This window comes from Tannerella serpentiformis, assembly GCF_003033925.1.
GTDB classification, from domain to species: domain Bacteria; phylum Bacteroidota; class Bacteroidia; order Bacteroidales; family Tannerellaceae; genus Tannerella; species Tannerella serpentiformis.
The window spans coordinates 1,653,496-1,672,528 of the sequence record NZ_CP028365.1; the positions used below are offsets into that span (position 1 = coordinate 1,653,496).

Genomic DNA, 19,033 nt, shown 5'->3' on the forward strand with positions numbered 1-19,033 from the left:
GGCTGTGTCGGGGATTCGGTGTTTTTGGATGGGGGAGTGCTTCTTTCTCTTCCTACTATCTTTTTCCGTATTGGATAAAAAAGAAAATCAGGGCCTCGCCGAAGCCGGAGGGTTTGACCGGATACGTGATCATCTATCCACGTCGTATGTACCCGACCGACTTGGCGGGCATCCCTGATGCCCTTTTTAGTTTTTGGCTTCAAACAGCCACTCGAGGAAGTCTGGGCGGCGGAAGGCGTTGTACCAACTGCCATGGCCGACGCCAGGTAGTTCGATATACTCGACCGAAGCACCTGCGCGCCGCAATGCCGCCGCAGCCTCACGCGAGAAACGTACGGGTACGACCGGATCGGCGTCGCCGTGAATGAGACGGAAACGTGTCCGTGTGCCACGCAGCAGCTCTAACCGGTGCACGTTTACGCCGCCACAGATGGCCACCGCGGCAGCGAACCGCTGCGGCCGACGACTGACTAAGTCGAGCGTGCCCATGCCGCCCATCGAGAGTCCAACTACATAGATGCGCATCGTGTCGATGGGGAATTGTGTGATCGTGTGCTCCAGCAGCTCATCGGCCAGCCGCAGCGGACGCGACATAGGCTGAGACAGAGGGAAGGGATTCGCTCCACGCCCGAAATGGTCTTGCCGCAGGATGGCCGGCCAGAACTCGTCCGATGGGCACTGCGGAAAGAGTACGTAGGCAGGGAACTGTCGTCTGGCGGTGGAGTCGACAAAGCGTGCCGCGCCGTGTCGCAGCTGTGCGCAGTTGTCGCGGCCGCGCTCACCCGCACCGTGCAGGAAGAGCACGAGCGGATAATGCTGTCCGGGCACGACCGTGTCCGGCGTCAACAGTCGGTAAGGCAGCGAATCGCCGTTGGCCGAGACGTACACCGCGGCCCGATAGCCAAGGCTGTCGCATTGCGCTGCGACACGTCCGACAGTAGCCGTGGCCAGAAGGAGTAGGAGGGGGGATAAAAACTTGACGTTCATGTGGGGTTTGAATGGAGATTAAACGGTGTTTGAATGGAGTGGTAAGGCTACGTCGATCCGATCGACGGGGCCATTCTGATCTGAAAACAGCCGTCGATTCGATCGACGAGGCCATTTCGATCTAAAAACAGCCGTCGATCCGGTCGACGGGGCCATTTCGATCTGAAAACAGTCGTCGATTCAATCGACGGGGTTATTTCAATCTGAAAACAGTCGTCGATTCGATCGACGAGGCCATTTCGATCTAAAAACCGCTGTCGATTCAATCGACGGGACGTTTCACGCTGAAGGTGGCCGTCGATCCGGTCGACGGAACCTTGCCGCCGGCATAAAAAGCGGGCTGCCCGCCGGCGAAGAGGTGTGAACCTCTCCGTGGCAGGCAGCCCTATCAATACAAATGAAAACAAGTCCGTGGTTAAGGGATGGCCACCTTGCGGCTAACCTCGCCCAAGGTGACGATGTAGAGGCCGCTCGGGAGCGCGATGAAGCGGTCGCCTACGACGGTCTCTTTGCGGTAAAGCGCGCCGGAGATGCTGTATACAGCCAGCGTGCGGGCCTTGTCAGACTGTACGCGGAGACCATTCTCGGCGCTCCAGATGTTGACACCGGCAGCGGTCTCAACGTTCGGGCTGGGATCGTAAACGGTCACTTCGCAGGAGTCTTTGAAGCCGCCTTCGAGGCTTGTCACGCTCACGTAAACGGTGCCCGTCTTGAGGCCCTTGATGACGCCGTTAGCATCGACGGTGGCGATGGACGTGTCAGCGGACAGGAACTTGACGCGCTGATCGGAGGCGTTGGCCGGGCTGAAGGCTACGGCCAAGGTGTCGGTGGTGTTCAGCTTCAGGCGAATCTTCTGCTTGTCCAACTTGATGGCCTTCAGTTCGACGGCATTGCGGACGTAGATGTAGCAGGTGTCCTTGAAGTTGCCATCCTCGGTCTCACCGACGATCATGGCCACGCCTACAGTCTTTCCTGTTACAACGGCGGTGGTGTCCGTCAGTCGCTCCACAGCGGCGAAAGAGGGGTTGGTGGAGGTCCACGTTACCTTCTTATTCAGCGCTTCGGCGGGCAGGATGCGTGCCGTCAGCGTGTCCTTCTTGCCTACGGGCAGGGAGACGGTGTCCTTATCGATGGTCATTGCAGTGACGTGGATTGGGTCGAGCACCTTGATGACGCGGTTTGCCGTGACACCGTTGGTGGAGGTGACGGTTAGGCGGGCTATGCCCGGTGTGGCAGCGGATTGGATCTTAACCGTAAGGCCGCTGTTGGAGGCGATCGTCACGAGGCCCGGTGTGGCGGGTGCGATCGGAACGATAGACCACTGCAGCGTGTTGATGTTGTCAGCATTGGCTGGGGTAGCCACGGCCTGAACGTCCAGCTCGCTATTGATCTGCATGGGGATCGTGTCCGTGGTGATGGCGAAGTTGAGGCCTGTGATGGGGTTATCGACTTTCACCAAGAAGGTGTCTGTCTTCATGCCTGCGCCCTTGCCGGCCGATACCGTGATGCGGGCCGTTCCGACAGCTTTGGCGGTGATGATGCCTTGCAATCCTACGGTCTGCACTTCGGCCACAGCGCTGTTTGACGAAGAGTAAAGCACTTCCTGCAATGCATTGTTGGGGAAGACGGAGGCGGTGAGTGTCTTTGTCGTCCCGATACCCATCGTCGTGTCGCGAGACACAGCGCCGAAGCTCACGCTGTCAACGGCGTGGTTGATTTGGAGCTTGACGGAGTCTTTGGCCGCGCCATAACTGATGACAACCCATCCTTCGTAATTCGTTCCACTGGGGGCAGTGATCACGCCCCATGTGCTGTCAGCGGCAGACTTGGCGACGTATGCGGAAGCGGGGTTTGTGCTCCATGACAAGACTTCGCCTGGAGCGGAGATCGTGGCTTTGACGGAGTCCTTCTGTCCGTAGATCAGTTGGATCGTCTCGTGACTGTTCAGCTGCACCGTGGCTTGCGCCCGTGCTTCGCTGGTGAACAAGGCCATCGCGCCTGCGACGGCCAGTAGTTGGATGGTAATCTTCTTCATGTTCTTTCCTATTAGGGGGTTTGAATAATCGAGGTGATGTGCAGTATAAACAACCGCGGTCAAGGATAAGTTCAAGAGAGGAGGATTCCCAGTCCCCCTTCTCTTGGCTGATATACTGGCTTATTGAACAAGGATTTTGCGCCTCGTTCGGTCTACGGCGACAATGTAGAGACCGCGGCGGAGCGGCACGAAACGGTCGCCCGGCGTGAGGCTCTCGCGATGGGCCAGGGCGCCGGTCAGGGTGTAAATCTCGAGTCGTGCGGGGCGGTCGACGTGTACCATCACGCCACCATCGACGTTACGAATGGCCGTCGTCTTGTCCACTTCGACGGAGGCCGTCGTGTTCGGATCGACGGTGATCACGGTGCACGAATCGAGTCGGCCGTCAGCCGCTTCAGCTACGACGAGCGCGGTATCGGCCACGGTAGCGCCGATCAGCTCGGCTGCTTGACCGATAGAGTCAACCGGTAGGACCTTGACTGCACCGCTTACAACGGTCCACTTTACTCGTTGATCCGTCGCATTGCGCGGGAGGAGGGTGGCGCGGAGTGTGTCGGTTTTATTGATGTCCACTCGGATTGTGTCGTGGTTGAGCGTCAGACGCTCCACGGGGATGCGGCGGGTGATGATGACGCATGTGTCGCGTTTGCCCGATTCGTCCAGCGCACCCACGATGAGCAGACTGGTGTCCGCATCGGCCGCAGCAATGACGCGGGTCACGCTATCCGTAGTGCCAAGCACGCGCGCGCCACCCACGGTGGTCCATCCGAGCTTCTTATCCGAGGCGTTGTAGGGGAAGATGCGGGCCATGACGGAGGCCGTGTCGCCGGTGCGCAGTCGGATGGTGTCGCGCTTCAGGCGGAGGCTGTCGACATAGATCTTGGGCGTAACCACCACAATACAGCGGGCTGCCACCTCATTGACGCGCACAACGATGACCGTCTTGCCCGGCTTCCAAGCCTTGACGATGTAGACGGAATCGTAGGGGTTGGTCGAATGGGGCGGGGCGATGGAGGCTACGACGGGGATGGAGACGCGATTGTCCCAATAGAATACGCGGGCACTGGGATAGGCATAGGCGCGGAGGGAATCTTCCTGGCCGACGTACATCCGCAGGGTGTCCTTCTCGATCTTGACGATTTGCTGCACTTTCTGCACTTGCGCTGAGGCGCTGTAGGGAAAGGCTCCTGCGATCGCAAAGAGGATCGCCATACAGAAATAAAAGGAGGTTTTTCTCACACTCATATGGGGCTATTTATGGATTTGAATAATAGTGGATGATCCGAAAAGATAAAGGGGGATAAGGGGCATCCCAAATCCCCTATCTGCCTGATTACAGGCTTAACACTGACGCACAAAAGTATCCCTTTCCCTAAGCCTCGGCCGGAAGAGCGTCTATATTTGCGAGGTTTTAACAATCGACTGACATGGATATTCTACCTGATTTTTCCGGCCCCAAAAACGCCTCAGAGACGGACGCGGTGATCCTTGCGGCGGGTGATTTCCCTACGCATCCGATCCCGCTGGGGCTACTGGCGAGGGCGGCCGAGGGGCGCATCATCTGCTGCGACGGTGCGGCTGACCGACTGCTGCGCGAGGGCTTCACGCCGTTGGCTGTCGTGGGCGACGGCGACTCGATCTCGCCCGAGGCACGCCGCCGTTTATCCGACCGCCTGCACATAGAATCGGAGCAGGACACGAACGACCTGAGTAAGGCCGTGCGCTACGCTGTCTCTCAAGGGATGCGCCACCTCACGATCCTCGGCGCCACGGGCCGCCGCGAGGACCATACGCTGGGCAACATCAGTCTGCTGGCCGACTATCAGGCGCGTGGGCTGGACGTGGAGATGTGGACCGACTACGGCGTCTTCACCCCCGCCACAGGCTGCCAGACGTTCGCCTCGCGGGCTGGCCAACAGGTCTCCGTCTTCTGTCTGGACGACGCGCCGCTTACCCTCCGCGATGTGCGCTGGCCGCTTGAAGGGCGACGCATCACTCGATGGTGGCAGGCTACGCTCAACGAGGCCCTCACGGATAGGTTCCGCATCGAGACACGGGGCTGCATCATCGTCTTCCGTACCTACGCAGATTGAGCCTTTCCCCCGCACGTCATCATTTCACCGCTTTATCATTCATAATCAACCCCGATTTATCCACACTTTTATCTCAGTAACACTATGAACCTGAAACTTCGCTTGATCATTATGAACTTCTTGCAGTTCGCTGTGTGGGGCACGTACCTCACCTCCATGTCGCGCTACCTCGGGCCTGCGGGCATGGGCGAACACATCGGACTTTTCTATTCCGTGCAAGGTCTCGTCTCCATCTTCATGCCCACGCTGTTCGGCATCCTGGCCGACCGCTACGTGCCGGCGCAACGCATGCTCGCTCTCTGCCACTTAGCCTCCGGACTCTTCATGGCCGCCGCGGGTGCCTATGGGCTCTCGGCCGGACCGTCCGTTGCCTTCGGAACCTTCTTTGCGCTCTACACACTGGGCGTAGCTTTCTACATGCCTACGCTGGCACTCTCCTACTCCGTGGCCTACAGCCTGCTTGAACAGGGTGGCTACGACACGGTACGCGACTTTCCGCCTATCCGCATTTTCGGCACCATCGGCTTCATCTGCTCCATGTGGGCGGTCGATCTGACGGGCTTCCAAACCTCCGCCATGCAGTTTGTCATCTGCGGTGCGCTGGGCACTCTGCTGGCTCACTATGCCTTCACGCTGCCCCATATACCCGTCAGCCGAAGCATGGAGCGCAAGTCGTTCGTCGAGGCCCTTGGGCTGAATGCCTTCCGACTCTTCCGCAAGCGTCAGATGGCCGTCTTCTTCATCTTCTCGATGATGTTAGGCGTCTCGTTGCAGATCACGAACGGCTTTGCCAACCCCTTCATCGCCTCCTTCGAGTCGGTGGCCGAATATGCCAACACCTTCGGCGTGCAGCACGCCAACATCCTCATCTCTCTCTCGCAGGTTTCCGAGACGCTCTGCATCCTGCTCATCCCCTTCTTCCTAAGGCGTTACGGCATTAAGACGGTCGTGCTGATTGCGATGGTGGCTTGGATCCTGCGCTTTGCCCTCTTCGGCATCGGCAATCCCGGCGGGGGCGTCTGGCTGCTCGTGCTGTCGATGATTGTCTACGGTGTGGCTTTTGACTTCTTCAATATCTCTGGCTCGCTCTTCGTCGATCGGGAGACGGATCCCTCGATTCGCTCCAGTGCGCAGGCCCTCTTTTTCCTGATGACCAGCGGCGTCGGCGCCACAGTGGGCACGCTCGGTGCACAGGCCGTGGTGAACACCTTCTGCCAATGGACGGACGTGGAGACGGCCGGCGGTGTCAAGACGCTCTTGGTGGGCGATTGGTCTACGGTGTGGTACCTCTTTGCGGGGTATTCGCTCCTCGTGACCGTCTTCTTCGCCATCCTTTTCCCTTATAAGCACAAGCGCGGGGGCTGATCGTCGGCCTATCGGGATGCATAAATCGCAGAAAGCCTCCGGATACATGGTGTCGTCCATGCGTCCGGAGGCTTTTTGTTATCCTCTTAATTCGGATGCTGGTGAGCTTAGAAGTTTCTTCCACGGTATCCCCACCTGCTGTCAGCCCTCTGGAAGAAACTTCCACGGGGCTCTCACCTGCTTTTACCCCTCTGGAAGAAACTTCCACGGTGTTCGCACCTGCTGTCAGCCCTCTGGAAGAAACTTCCACGGGGCTTTCACCCGCTGTTACCCCTCTGGAAGAAACTTCCACGGGGCTCTCACCCGCTGTCAGCCCTCTGGCAGAAACTTCCACGGGACTCTTACCCGCTGTCAGCCCTCTGGAAGAAACTTCCAAGGGGCTCTCACCCGCTGTCAGTCCTCTGGAAGAAACTTCCACGGGGTTCGCACCTGCTGTTACCCCTCTGGAAGAAACTTCCACGGGGTTCGCACCTGCTGTTACCCCTCTGGAAGAAACTTCCCAGCGTGTCAAACGTTCAGAGCATAGCTCGCGCCTGCTCCGCCTTATGTTCCATCTCGCTGAGGAGGGGGGCCAGGAAGGGGTCAGTGGCGATCTCTCCGCGCACTTGTAGGAAGTCGGTCTGCCGATCGCTCTCGGGGCAGTCGGCGCCGTAGCTGATTTGCGACACGCCGAAGTACTCCAAGGCGGCCTCCTTAGAGAGGCGATGGCGGACGGTGTCGAGCGTCGAGACGTAGCGCTTCAGATGCTCGCGGCGCTTGTCTGCGTCGGAGAGGTCGTAACGGTCCGTGACGTAGCGCCCGAGGTATTCCTCATATCGCGCATGTGCCTGACGAAACGCGGCGTCGGCCCCGAAGAGGTCGTCGTGGACGATCTCCTCAAGCGTTTCATGGGGCATAACTAACCCCGACAGGTCGATCCACGGGCCGCGGCCCGGCCCCTCGGAGTCGTCGATGGTGCCGCCGCAGACGAGGTAATCGCCTACGAAGATGTCGAGCGCCTCGCGATAGTAGGTGATGCCTTTCTGCAACGAGTGGCGATGGATGGAGCAGTTGCCGAAGGTGTAGTATTTGGCGTCGGGCTTCTCCTCTTTCAGTCGCGAGAGGAGGTTGACGGCCGCCAGGATGCGGTCGATGAGGTCGGGATTGAGGAAGTCGTAACGGATCAGGTCGCGCGGACTGTCGGCGGTGCGATGGTCGCGGTTGGGCCACTTTGTGGCGTCGCGGAGGGTGCCCGTGCGGAAGAGGTTGACGGCCGGGATGAGCATCGACTGCCCGTCCTCGTCCATGAGGTAGGAGAATGGAAGCGCGTGCGTATCCGGGTGGTTGCGGTGCTCGCCGGTGATCATCGAATAGGCACCGAAGTGAGCTGGCGCCTGTACGTAGGAGTTGCTACCGAATTTCGTTCCGCGCTCGGCCACAGACTGGTGGACAGCGCCGAGCTTGTAGGCATGGTTGCTCATGTTTGACCCGCTGCCCATGTTGGCGAACGAGAGGCTGCAGGCGATCGAGAGGCTCGATTTGTGGTGCGAAACGGTGTGCGGGGCAGCGAAGACTGAGACGGCCTCGCCCTTGGCGAACATCCCATTGGCAAACAGTAGGCAGTCGATGGCCGTGAAGCCCTGCTCTACTAAGCAGGCCTCGCCCACGAAGCAGCGTTCGATGAACGCGCCGTCCACGACGCGTGCACCGGGGGCCAGAATAAAGTCGCGAGCCATGACGCCGACGCCTACCTCTGTCGGTGCCTCGGGCTGGCTCAGTATGGTACCGTTCTGCAACAGTGTTGCGCCGCAGACCGTGGCCCTGTCGCCGATACGCACATCCACGATACGTCCGCATCCCTCCACTGTAGCCCCCTCGCCCACATATCCGCGTGGCGCCGCCGCGATGGTGGCGGCATAGGCGTCGATGCGATCGAACGTGCGGCGGAGTGTCTCCGTGCGGTGTCGATGGAAGACCATGAGGTGGGCCGTCTGGGCCGTAAGTCCGTCGAAGAGGGGGACAGCACGGCCACCGTTCTCATTGACCGCAGCCACGCGCACCCCGTTACCGGCCGTCGTGCCCGCGCGATAGGTCATCGTGCCGATGTCAGTGAGTCGGGCGCCACGGCCTATCTCATAGCCGGCCAGGGCGGAGCGTACGCCGTTAATGCGTACGCCGTCGCCCACCATGCAGTCGCAGATCGTCGCGTCCCGGAGGTCGACAGCGCTACCCAGGCTGATCTGCCCCGAGAAGCGTACGTGGCGCAACCGTGTGGGGTCGAACCCCACATCGGCTACCTCCACGCGCTGCCAATCCTCGGCCTCGCAGCCACTGGCCACGAGCGCGTCGATCTCGCATTGCGTCAGTTTTCTGTACGGCATGGGCCGGAGGCTTTACTTCTTCTTTCCGCCCAGCATGCCAGCCAGGTCGTCCATGATGTTGCCGTCCTTGTTCTTGTCGATCATGCCGGTGATCTTGTCGACAACACCTTGGCCCTTGCCGCCAAGGTTGCTCACGACGCCGCTAACCAGTCCGCTGAGGCCCTCGCCGCTGCCGGCATGTTTAGACACTACGTCGAGGATCATCGGCAGTGCAGCCTGGAGCGCGCCCGAGGCCTGCGACTCGTTCAATCCCGTCTTCTCTACAATCGTTTTGATGATCGACTGCGTGGCCGATCCGCTGAATAAATCATTCAAGTTCATTGTCGTATAGGTTTTTGTGAGTGAATAAAAAAATGTCGGCCAAAAGTACGGGTGACTTTCTGAATGCGTCGTCGCTGCCGCGATTGTTAACCATTCTCCATGACATTTAGGCAGCTCCGGAGAGCTCCCGCCTGACCTATAGACATAGGTGAGGCGAGAGAGAAACTTAACGGTGGAGAAAGTGAGGTGCGACCTAAATCGTGTCGCTTCTTGGGCGTAGCTTTGGGTGCATAAACAGTAAGAAGAGAATAGGTATGGGAACTCAAAGCAACTGGGTTGAAGCTGCCGCGCGAGTGGCTCGACGACTGCATGATGGGCAGAAAGACAAGGCTGGGATGGACTATTTTGAGGGTCATCTGCGTTTTGTGGCCTCATTAGGGCGTACCTGGCAAGAGCAGGTGGTCGGCTATCTCCACGATGCAAGCGAGGATACCCCGCACACCGTGGAGCAAGTCTTGAAATTGTTGGAAGAAGAAGCTCAAACAGCGATGGAGCCAAACGATAGGGCAGAGATCGCGCAAGCACTGAAGCTGCTCAATCATCATACGGCCAGTGACCGCCAGACCTATATCCATCACATCGGCGAGCATGCACTGGCGCGCGCCGTCAAGCTGAATGACCTAACGCACAATATGGATATGAAGCGTCTACCGTCCCCCACGGAAAAGGATTACCAGCGTTTAGCTCGGTATCGGCAGGAGTACGAATATCTCGCTCAGCAATAAACCGCCCCCTCCACTTCGCATGGCTTAGTGTTCTTCGAAGAAGCTGTTTGGGATTTATTTCGGGGGGGGATAACGTTCCGAGGTGGTCGTAATACGTTAGGGAGGTGGTTGTGATACGTCCGGAACGTGGTTGTGATACGTTCGGAACGTGGTTATGATACGTTCGGAACGTGGTTACGATACGTCCGGAACGTGGTTGCGATACGTTCGGAACGTGGTTGTGATACGTTCAGAACGTGGTTACGATACGTCCGGAACGTGGTTGCGATACGTTCGGAACGTGGTTGTGATACGTTCAGAACGTGGTTACGATACGTCCGGAACGTGGTTGCGATACGTTCGGAACGTGGTTGCGATACGTTCGGAACGTGGTTAAATACCCCTCGGAACGTGGTTAAATACCCTTCAGGACGTGATTCCTGCCCTTTTGTTCTATCATCAATCCTCACACGGCTTTCACGCCATCTGTTTCAACAGCGAGACGGCACAAATACCGGAGAATATCATAGAAAGGCTCGTCTCCGCTTCCGTCACATCATCCTACTCTACGATACGGATGAAACGGGCAAACGAGAATCGGAGCGACAGGTGGAACAGCTTGCGGGGTATCATGTGCTTAATCTGACGCTTCCTCTTCAAGGCAGCAAAGGCGAAAAAGACATCTCCGACTACTTCCAATTAGGGTATGGAAAAAAGGATTTGAAGGCACTGTTGTCCGACATGTTTTCCAATCTGTACGTGCAAACCATGATGATGCTGCGCTCGTGCGAGATCGATTATGACAATCCGCCCGATGCATCCAGGTCGGTGGTGGCTGTGAACGGCGTGCCGCTCGGTACACAGGATAATCTGTTTTGCATCACGGGTGGAGAGGGTACAGGGAAAAGCAACTACATCACCGCCATCTTGGCCGGCACTCTGGGAGAAACTATGCTACCCGCCGAACGGACGCTGGGCTTGGAAGTCACAGCCAATCCCAAGCGGCTGGTCGTCCTGCATTACGACACGGAGCAGTCCGAGGCGCAGCTCCACAAAAACTTGGGCAAGACGTTGCGACGTGCCTCGCTCGCGGCCGTGCCCGACTTTTACCATTCGCTCTATTTGGCCTCCCTCTCCCGCAAAGACCGTTTGAAGCTGATTCGCGAAAGCATGGACCTGTTCCATCACCGGCACGGCGGTATCCATCTTGTGGTCATCGACGGCATCGCCGACCTGATCCGATCGGCCAACGACGAGACGGAGTGCATTGCCATCGTGGACGAATTCTATCAGCTGGCCGGCATCTACAACACGTGTATTATCTGTGTGCTTCACTTCGTGCCCAACGGGATCAAGCTGCGCGGGCATATCGGTTTGGAGCTGCAACGCAAAGCCGCCGGCATCCTGTCTATCGAGAAGGATGACGATCCCGAATACTCGGTCGTGAAGGCGCTGAAGGTGCGCGACGGTAGTCCGCTCGACGTCCCGATCATGCTTTTCGGATGGGATAAGCAGCAAGACATGCATGTCTACCGCGGTGAGAAATCGAAAGAGGACAAGGAGCGACGAAAGGCTGACGAATTGATCGCCGTGGTCAAAGAAATCTTCTTGCATACCTCCAAACTGTCCTACAAAAGCCTGAGCGAACTACTCATTCAGGAGATGGAGATCAAGGATCGCACAGCCAAGCGATACATCGCTTACATGAGGGAGCAGGGCATCCTGTCGCAGGACACCGCGGGTAACTATCAAAAGGGAGAGCGATGTCGTACGTAGAAGAGCCTTTTGACAAGTGGCAAAAGCAGCTGCTTGACAGTCTGGCGCGGATGGAGGGGAAGCTCGACCGCCTGTTGGTATTGCGCGAACAGACGATTGATACGACAGTCCACCCACCGCTGAAGCCCGAATACCTGGACATCATCGACATCTCCAAACTCCTGAAAGTGGAGTAGAAGACGGTCTACAATTGGGTGTCGTCAGGGAAGATTCCCTATCTCAAGGCCAACGGTCGGCTGCTGTTTCGGCGGGAGGAGATTGATGAGATGTTGCGCAAACAAACAGCAGAATGACAGCCCCAGCGCAGCTCAAGATTTCGGCAATCATGTTACGACGCTGCCGAAATCTTAGTTTTCTCATTCTGCCGATATCGGATCAAGGGCTAACACACCTCTGTTCAGAACTAGTTCTTTACGACGAAAAGAAAAGGACTTATTTTTGCAACGAAAATGAATGCGCCGCACACGAAAAATGTGCGCTTCAATGATAACAGTACCTGCTTGGCATCCCGTAAGATCTGCCAGCGGGTCATTTTTTTCTAATAGTATGGCAAACAAAGCGTCACGCTCCATTCGAGATCAGATCGAACTATTGAAACAAAGGGGAATGATCATTCATGATCAGAAAGCAGCTGCACTTCATCTGAGCTGCATCAGTTATTACCGTCTGAAGGGTTATTGGTGGGAAATGCAGTGTGACAAGGACCGTCATCTCTTCGCCGAGGGAGCGTGTTTCGAAGCGGTCATTGCTCATTACCTTTTTGACAAGGAGTTGCGATTGATCTTGTTCGACGCCATCGAATCAATTGAAATCGCATTGCGAGCAAAGATGATTTATCATCTCTCCCAATCTTATGGTGGTTTATTTTATGCGGACAGTTCGCTTTTTGTAGACGAATCGCTTTACAGGCAACATCTACGTGATCTCAAGGAGGAGTTTATGCGCAGCGGTGAAGTCTTCGCCAAGGAATACAAGCGGAAATATGGCATATGGGAGCGTGGGTGCTGCGTTGCTTTGGCCGAACAGCCCGACGCGTGGATCGTTTTTGAAGTGGCTACGTTCGGGACGCTTTCCAAGATGTACAAGAATCTTAGACATCAGTTGTCAGAGAAGTCACGCATAGCGAATGATTTCGGCCTCAATCGGCATAACGAATTGTCAAGTTGGTTGGAAGCAATTTCTTACCTCCGGAATATCGTAGCACATCACTCCCGAGTGTGGAGCCGCAATATGGTCAAACGTCCGATGGAGATCAAAAAACCGAAAGGAACATGGCTGAGTCGCCCCTTGCCGGAAGCGGGGAAGAAGAAGCCCTATTTCATCATTACCGCCATGCTCTATCTGTGTAATGCGATTCACACCGGAGGGACTTATAAACAGAAAATACTTGCTCTGATAAAGAAAAATCCGGAGATCCCGATCTTCAGACTCGGCTTTCTTGATCATTGGGAAGACGAACCGATTTGGTGCGAGTGATCTAAAAGCCGTGAGAGAGGGCTTACACCCCTCTCTCATGTAGTTCACCTCCACTTCACCTTCCCGATCACCACACGACTCGCCGCGTCGTGCTCCACCCTATCCGCTTGAGGTAGACGGGCACCGTTTCCTTTTTCAACCACGTTCTTGTCCGCTGCCTGCTCCTCTTTTTCCGGCGGCGTCGGTGGTGCAAGTGAGAGTGCAATCTTCCGATCCAGCTCCGCCGCGTTCCTCTTCAGCGCGCGTAGCTCGTCCTCTTTCCGCCAGACGCCTGAGGCGGCTGCCTCAAAGGCTGGGATCTGCTCCTTCACCTTGGCCAACTCCTTCTCGTGCGTCTCGATGACTTTCGGGATCCGCTCTAGTGCGTTCAGGAAGTTTTGGCAAGCGAGCTTCGGATCAGCGGCCAGACGACCATTGTTATAGGTATAGTAAATGCCGCTGCAGCCTTGCACGAAAAAGCGGTTGACGGAGCAATCGAAAAGATCCTTCGCCGTGCTTTCCGTCTTCACCATGACCGGGAAACCATAGATCTCACCGATCTTGTTGTACTCGCCTTCGGTGCGCGCCTTCTCCGCAATCTCCTGCAAGCGCGCAGCCACAGCCTTAACGTCCGCACCATCCGGCACACCTTTTACCGACAGCTTATTGACCGGCACACCGTCGGCGTTACGCTTTACTTGGCTCTCAAAATGTGCTCGATCCGCCTGGGCTTCCCGGATCTTGTCTGAATGGAAAACGACAGAGCCCTTGATCTCCTCGAGCTTGGCTGCGGCCGTGTCGCGCTCTTTAAGGAAGCCCTTTCGCTCCGATTCCAAAGTGACGATCTTCTTCTCCAGCTTCGCTTTCTCGAGTAGATCAGTGTTGCCCGACAGCACGGCCACATACTCCGAGAAGTTCATGCCGCTGTCCTCGTCCATCGAACCTTCGTCGATGGAGCGACTGCCGAGCGTGTTCGTCTTGAGTTGATTGATGAAGAGCTGTTTGTTGTGAAGCAAGTTGAACTTGTAACTGTCGAGCGAGCGCTCCACGGCATAGATGATCACGTCCACCTTGTTGTCGGCAAACTGTTTGGCTACCTCGTTGCCTTTACGGACGGCACGCCCGTTGCGCTGCTCGAGATCGGAAGGCCTATCGGGTAGGTCAAGGGCATTACTACCCTCTTCCCCCCTAAGAACCGTACATGAGAGTTTCCCCTCATACGGCTCAAGCTTTTCTAAATCCCTATTCTTATATAGAGACCGGCTCATATTACTTGTTGTTGTCATTGGATTTGTGGGATAATTTGAAACATTCATCATGAACCAATAGATTGCACTTTCGCCCATTTTGGACGGTAGGCATCACATTCCATGCCTTGTGCGTGTCTATCGGCTCACCGCATATTGGACATTTTCTTCCTTGCTTTTCCCATAGGCGAAGCAAAGACTTACGTCCTTTCAGTGGAACAAGCATTTTCGACTTCATTCTTTGGTTGAAGTATAAACGACAGTCCACGTCAAACGGATTCATATCCCCTTTCATCTGCGTATATTGCAGAAAAGGGAATGAGGAAGCCAAAGTCAACAATGTGAGTTGGTCTTCCTTTCCATTTGACTTCTTGAACTTGGCAGCAAAAGTCCAGCTGTTACCTCGGATATTATGCCAATAGCGGTCTTTAATCCATCGCTTCCCTTTCTTGGAGTGGCGACGTTTAGCCCATTGCCATAGGGAGAGGAATATCTGATGGTCAACTCTGTGAAAGGAATCACGCGTTGCGCCATGCTGATAGTAAGCTCCCCATCCTCGGATTTTAGCATTCAACATTCTGATTAAGGACTCCTGCCTGCACCCCTTGTTGCCTTTTATTACCTTACGGATATTCTCCATAAAGCGTTTTTCGGCTTTCTTGGTAGGCTTGGTCAATATTTCATTGCTGTATTTGCGGATATTGAAACCGAGAAAATCGAAACCGTCACAAATATTGGTTATCACCGTCTTTTCTTCTGATAAGGTCAGACCTCTTTCAGACATAAAGTCGGCTACCAATGGCTTTATTTCCTTTTCAAGTGTTTCACGGTTCTCGCAGGTAATTATAAAGTCATCAGCGTAGCGGACAAGATTCACCATTGGCGAATATAACTTGCCTTTGATTCTAACTCGTTTATATTTCTCTGCAAGGACTTTCTGCAATCCGTCCAATGTCATATTGGCAAGCGTGGGAGAGATAATGCCACCTTGTGGTGTTCCCTCCTCTGTCGGGAACATCTGTTTGTTGAAGATATAGCCGCATTTCAGCCACTTACGGAGCATTGCCTTATCCATAGGGATGTTGGCAAGCAGCCATTCATGGCTGATATGGTCGAAGCACCCCTTTATGTCACCCTCCAGAATCCATTCGGGAGAATAGCCTTTCCGGAGAATGTTATGACATTGCTGAACAGCATCCATACAGCGGCGTTCCTTGCGGAAACCGTATGAACGTGTGTCGGCTGTTGTTTCCGACACTGGTTCCAATGCCATGAGGTAGAGTGCTTGCATGGCTCTGTCTTTCATTGTCGGTATTCCCAACGGTCGCAGTTTGCCATTACTCTTTTTGATGTGGACTCTTCTCAATGGCTTCGGCTGATAGCCTCTGCGTTTGAGTTCGCTTATCGCTTGTGTTTTTGCTTCGGGTTTCTCCCATGTTTCCATGTCCACCCCGGGGGTGTTGCCACCTCCGTTGGAAGTAACTCTCTTTACGGCTAAGGCTTTTGCGTAAAAAGAGTGGGTCAGCGTCCACTGCAAGGCTTTCACCTTGCCCGTTCTGCCTTCCTTCTGAGCCTTTACAATACGCGCTTGTAGCTTTCTGACAGCCAACTCCGCTTCAGTCCAGTCTATTCTGTCCCAAAGTGTTTGCTGATTGTCAGCAGGCGCACACGATGTCTTGTTGTCGTTCATTTGCTTTCCTCCTTTTAAAAGTTCTAAAAGTTAATTGTAAAGAATCACCATTTGATGACATTCGGTTTGTTTGTCTACCGAGTGTCATCACAGAAGTTTGCCCACTTTCGTGTCGGATGATGTTACCCAAATCAACCCGTGATGTCGGCTCAATCCGTATCCGCTCCATTACAGAACGGCATTCGCTTTTTCTGCTGTCTTATACCTGCACACCGTTCGGCTTCCATTGCTGTCAGCTCACCCGTCATTTTGACATGACGGGTGATATACAGGCTTACCATGTTCCACATAGATAACTAACGGATAGGTTAGGTTCTGTCTCATCCTCCGTCGGTGCTTATATCCGTGTAATCCTACCTTGGAGAGGATTAACCGACCGCTTCCCTTTTGGGGATAGTGTACCAGTATCTTACACTCTTTCGTGACGTTACGAAGTTTACTGACAGTTCGCTTACGCTAACCATACTATCCAGTCTCGCCACTCTACGGTATGATACTAACCGTGCTTGACTTTCCCTCACGGTTCTGTCTTGTCTTACGAAAGTGTACTTTGTCCCGACCGCTTAATACAACGTTAAGGTGCATTGGTCGGTAGGCTACCGCTGACGGAACAGCGGGTTAAAGCTGATACCCATAAGTATCATTTCAACAATTATCTATGCGACTTCATGTCGCACCCAAGCTATATCGAGGTGATGGACTGCCACCGCACGTTGCTGGGCGTTCACGCCCGTGCCGAGCATGGATGTCGAGCCGAAGACGATACGGATGTCACCACGGTTCACGGCCTCTACCATCGCTTTCTTGGCTTTCTCATTCTTGCATTCTTGGATGAAGCGAATCTCTGATGAGGGGATGCCGTAATCCTCCACGAGCTTGCGTTTGATTTCCGAGTACACGTTCCATTCGCCCGGCTTGTATGTTCCGAGATCGGAGAAGACGAATTGCGTACCCTTTTGCTCGTCATACTTACGGTAATACTCGCAGAGTAGCTTGGCGCAATGGCTGGCTTTGTTGTCGATGTGATCCGAGTATTTCATCGGATCGATCATCCGCATATCGAGGCTCATTTTGCGGGCGAGATCTGTGGCGATAAGCATCTTGGCCTTCTCCTCCTTTTCACTCAGCGGGGCACGATCTAAGATCGTAGCATCGCCTGTCTTAGCAAACTCCATCAGCTTACCAATGAACGCCTCTTGCTCGGGCGTGGGTGGAATGTGGTGTAGGATCTCGCGCTTCTCCGGACGGTCGATGCCGATGTCACCTGCCGTGCGGAAATCGCAAATCTCCCCATAAAACAAAAGAATGGGGGCTTAAGTGTTTGCCAATGAGTGGATACTGATTGCTCTACTCACCCAAAGGGAACGAATAAGAAACGAGCGAGGTGCGCCTGCTTTCGTTACTTTGCAGTAGCCATAAGACATCTCATTTCTCGTCCGCAAAGGTGCGCTAAAATCTTCGGCAAATGTCACAGCAAAAGTTTGAAGGCATGCGAAAATCCTGCAATGGCTACGAAGGCCCACCCTTCGATGATTAGATAACAGTTCCTTGTCGAATTGCTATCGATGGCGAAGGGCATTTCCTTTGCTCTCATATCGGGCTTAAGAAGCGATTGAAGAATGGCCACTTGTCAGAAAGTTGCCTCTCTCAGAAAGTTCCACAGGATACGAGAAGCGAGGGAGAGCGAAGTTCTTCATCTATTAAAAAAGTTTGATTTGTAAAAAAAGAGCTTTTAGGAATAAAACACCAAGAATCACGGAAAACAACTTTCGTATTACAGCTATACGTACTATATTTGCGTCGAATGTTTAACAGGCCACTTTTATGAAGGTCATAGATAATACTCCACCAGACCAGTCTGGGCGCCCTTAGGAGCCGCACCCCGGAGGCGCAGCGAGATAAATCGATCCGGATGCGGAATCGTGATTAACGGAAAACATGATGAAAAATGAAGACGAAGTTCATTTTATGGTTTAGTGCACTCTTTCTTCTGCTGATAGCGGGGGTAGGGTGTGAGAAGGACTCTCCTTCTGAACTGGTCGGCACATGGGTGCTGATAGGTTTTGGAGATGTAACCGGCAAAACTTTCCGAGAACCTGAACCCAGAGATTGCGAGAAGTGCTATACAATCTCATTCCTAACGAATGCAACGTTCAGAGGGAATACCCCTACTAATGATGTAGTAGGAACATATACGGCAAATGGAGGCGTATTTCGCATCACGAATTGGGGCGGTACTGAGGTGAATGAGATATTAGATGGACCTCAATATGTCGAAGCCATGTGCAAAGCTTTCCACTACGAAATAGCTTCTGAACAACTTAGGTTGTACTATAATGAAGATAAGAATTACTTACTGTTCAAAAGAAAACAACAATGAGACGTACTGTTTTTTTATAGGTCTTTTTATCTGCGCTCTTTTTTTAGTTAAAGCACAGATAAGTACCGATGAAGAACCTATGAGTTTTCGGGAAAATAGCGCACCTTCCCGCTTCTCGGTACCGCAGGATATTAGGATCATGCCTGCGTTGGATATGAATCGCATCGAACAAGAAGATGTGCAAGATGAAGCAAACGGCCTTCCGCCTCGCTTCGGTTATCCTCACAAGGTTAGCCTCAATCTGGGAAATTCCGGTCGATGGCAAGAACTATCTAACGGAGATAGATTATGGCAATTGACCATACGCTGCCCACAGGCTCTTTCCATAAACCTACTTTATGATAGGTTTTGGATTCCGGAGGGGGGGAAGTTCTTTATTTATACGACTGACCGAAAATACTCGCTCGGTGCCTTTACTTCTATGAATAATAAAGGCGGCCGAGACAATGTGCAGGGCTTTGCCACAGGGCTACTGTATGGGGATTAGATTACGCTGGAGTATTACCAACCGAGACAGGTCGCCGAACAGGCTATAATTTCCATAGCTTACGTAGTACAGGGCTACAGATACATTGAATTGCCCAGTAATATGACAACAAGAGATTTAGGTTCATCGGGAA

At 54.2% G+C, this 19,033-nt stretch carries 12 protein-coding genes and 4 pseudogenes; 8 read left to right on the top strand and 8 right to left on the bottom strand.

Translation table 11 applies throughout. The features are described 5' to 3' along the window. Window positions 1-186: 186 nt before the first annotated feature. The 3 genes from C7123_RS06905 to C7123_RS06915 form a co-directional block, all read right to left on the bottom strand. Complete coding sequence (locus tag C7123_RS06905; protein WP_069176236.1) at window positions 187-987, bottom strand: carboxylesterase family protein; 801 nt, start codon at window positions 985-987, stop codon at window positions 187-189. Window positions 988-1,402: 415 nt separating this feature from the next. Next, on the bottom strand, window positions 1,403-3,022 hold the full coding sequence (locus C7123_RS06910) for an Ig-like domain-containing protein (protein WP_069176237.1): 1,620 nt from the start codon (window positions 3,020-3,022) through the stop codon (window positions 1,403-1,405). A gap of 120 nt (window positions 3,023-3,142) precedes the next feature. Next, window positions 3,143-4,267, bottom strand: a complete 1,125-nt coding sequence (locus tag C7123_RS06915; protein ID WP_159049861.1) for an Ig-like domain-containing protein — start codon at window positions 4,265-4,267, stop codon at window positions 3,143-3,145. A 182-nt stretch (window positions 4,268-4,449) separates the two neighbouring features. Here C7123_RS06915 and C7123_RS06920 point away from each other — a divergent pair, with 182 nt between their 5' ends. Further along, window positions 4,450-5,115 carry a thiamine diphosphokinase gene (locus tag C7123_RS06920; protein ID WP_069176239.1) on the top strand — a complete coding sequence of 222 codons (666 nt, stop codon included), beginning with the start codon at window positions 4,450-4,452 and terminating at the stop codon, window positions 5,113-5,115. A gap of 84 nt (window positions 5,116-5,199) precedes the next feature. Further along, window positions 5,200-6,480 (top strand): MFS transporter, encoded by a 1,281-nt coding sequence (locus tag C7123_RS06925; protein ID WP_069176240.1) that lies wholly within the window; start codon window positions 5,200-5,202, stop codon window positions 6,478-6,480. A 515-nt stretch (window positions 6,481-6,995) separates the two neighbouring features. Here the strand turns inward: C7123_RS06925 and C7123_RS06930 are convergent. Both C7123_RS06930 and C7123_RS06935 read right to left on the bottom strand, forming a co-directional pair. Continuing rightward, complete coding sequence (locus C7123_RS06930) at window positions 6,996-8,840, bottom strand: DUF4954 family protein (protein WP_069176241.1); 1,845 nt, start codon at window positions 8,838-8,840, stop codon at window positions 6,996-6,998. A 12-nt stretch (window positions 8,841-8,852) separates the two neighbouring features. Continuing rightward, window positions 8,853-9,161 carry a DUF937 domain-containing protein gene (locus C7123_RS06935; protein WP_037982209.1) on the bottom strand — a complete coding sequence of 103 codons (309 nt, stop codon included), beginning with the start codon at window positions 9,159-9,161 and terminating at the stop codon, window positions 8,853-8,855. A 254-nt stretch (window positions 9,162-9,415) separates the two neighbouring features. On the opposite strand from C7123_RS06935, the gene C7123_RS06940 reads away from it, so the two are divergent. The 4 genes and pseudogenes from C7123_RS06940 (at window position 9,416) to C7123_RS06955 (ending at window position 13,117) form a co-directional block, all read left to right on the top strand. Then, window positions 9,416-9,886 carry a phosphohydrolase gene (locus tag C7123_RS06940; protein ID WP_394365892.1) on the top strand — a complete coding sequence of 157 codons (471 nt, stop codon included), beginning with the start codon at window positions 9,416-9,418 and terminating at the stop codon, window positions 9,884-9,886. A 442-nt stretch (window positions 9,887-10,328) separates the two neighbouring features. Beyond that, a pseudogene (locus C7123_RS06945) lies at window positions 10,329-11,641 on the top strand (AAA family ATPase); the annotation flags it as partial. Continuing rightward, window positions 11,629-11,934, top strand: a pseudogene (locus C7123_RS06950) (helix-turn-helix domain-containing protein). The pseudogenes C7123_RS06945 and C7123_RS06950, both read left to right, overlap by 13 nt. A 253-nt stretch (window positions 11,935-12,187) precedes the next feature. Further along, complete coding sequence (locus C7123_RS06955) at window positions 12,188-13,117, top strand: Abi family protein (RefSeq protein ID WP_069176242.1); 930 nt, start codon at window positions 12,188-12,190, stop codon at window positions 13,115-13,117. A 44-nt stretch (window positions 13,118-13,161) separates the two neighbouring features. Here the strand turns inward: C7123_RS06955 and C7123_RS06960 are convergent. From C7123_RS06960 to C7123_RS06975, 3 genes and pseudogenes are all read right to left on the bottom strand, one after another. After that, window positions 13,162-14,262, bottom strand: a pseudogene (locus C7123_RS06960) (helicase); the annotation flags it as partial. Window positions 14,263-14,365: 103 nt separating this feature from the next. Then, entirely contained in the window at window positions 14,366-16,033 is a 1,668-nt protein-coding gene (ltrA, locus tag C7123_RS06965; RefSeq protein ID WP_069176243.1) for a group II intron reverse transcriptase/maturase, read from the bottom strand. Window positions 16,034-16,710: 677 nt separating this feature from the next. Further along, window positions 16,711-17,331, bottom strand: a pseudogene (locus tag C7123_RS06975) (helicase); the annotation flags it as partial. Between the two features lie 650 nt (window positions 17,332-17,981). Here C7123_RS06975 and C7123_RS06980 point away from each other — a divergent pair. Together C7123_RS06980 and C7123_RS06985 are read left to right on the top strand one after the other, a co-directional pair. Beyond that, window positions 17,982-18,413, top strand: coding sequence for an META domain-containing protein (locus tag C7123_RS06980; protein WP_037996638.1), 432 nt, complete (start codon window positions 17,982-17,984; stop codon window positions 18,411-18,413). Beyond that, entirely contained in the window at window positions 18,370-18,900 is a 531-nt protein-coding gene (locus tag C7123_RS06985; protein ID WP_159049862.1) for a hypothetical protein, read from the top strand. The genes C7123_RS06980 and C7123_RS06985 overlap by 44 nt, the downstream gene beginning before the upstream one ends. Window positions 18,901-19,033 lie beyond the last annotated feature (133 nt).